Origin of the sequence: Pseudomonas brassicae, assembly GCF_010671725.1 — a bacterium.
Classification (GTDB): domain Bacteria; phylum Pseudomonadota; class Gammaproteobacteria; order Pseudomonadales; family Pseudomonadaceae; genus Aquipseudomonas; species Aquipseudomonas brassicae.
This window is the reverse complement of sequence record NZ_JAAHBU010000620.1, coordinates 1-746: the sequence shown is the minus strand read 5'-3', so window position 1 is coordinate 746 and position 746 is coordinate 1. Positions and strand designations below refer to the sequence as shown.

The 746-nt window shown below is 66.6% G+C and carries 1 protein-coding gene and 1 pseudogene; both read right to left on the bottom strand.

Annotation, left to right across the window (positions count from 1 at the left end):
* Positions 1–243: pseudogene (locus tag G3436_RS26685) on the bottom strand (DUF4136 domain-containing protein); the annotation flags it as partial.
* A 29-nt stretch (positions 244–272) separates the two neighbouring features.
* The coding region (locus G3436_RS26680; RefSeq protein ID WP_476644187.1) for a class I SAM-dependent methyltransferase at positions 273–746 on the bottom strand (474 nt) is incomplete at its 5' end.

Below are 746 nucleotides of genomic sequence, written 5' to 3'. Positions count from 1 at the left end.
GGCGTCGGCCAGTTCGGCCGGGTCGCTTGATGCACTCGCCGCTGGCAACTGACCGTTGCGCCAGGCCCAGCTGCGGTAGCGGCCATAATCGCGCGCGGGTGCCGGGTAGGCGCTGGCGTCAAAGGGGGTGGCTGCCTGCGGCGGTGCCGGCGGCAGCGGGCGGGAGCTGGCGACGTAGGGGTTGTGGCCCTGGCAGGCAGCCAGCGCCAGGCACATCAGCCCGAGGGTGAGACGGTACGGCATGGCATTCTCCGGTCGACGCGGGTCGGCTTTCAACGGGGTCGACACATCCAGTGCAGGTAGCGACCCAGGCCGGCAAACGCCGGGTGGCGGCGGTGCGCCAGTTCCATTTCGAGCAGGTCGAGCAGTTCGGCCTTGGTCTGGAATTCCCTGGGCATGTAGTCGTGAAACACGCGCACGCCGCTCTGGCTCTGTATATCCCACAGACCTTCAAGGTGCGCCTGGAGTTCGCGCGGATCAAGTGGTTTTTGCGGGGTCAGGCTCTGCTTTTCACCGGCCAGGCAGTTGCTGCGCAACTTGCGAAAGTGGCCCTTGAGCAGGTTGCGGTAGACCAGTGCGTCGCGGTTGTAGAAGGCCAGCGACAGCAGGCCGTCGGCGCGGGTCAACTGGTGCAGCACCGGCAGGATGGTCTCGGGTTCGGCCAGCCATTCGAGCACCGCATGGCACAGCACCAGGTCGTAGGGTTCATTGAGCTGGCCGAGCAGTGCCTGCCACGGCGCCTGGAT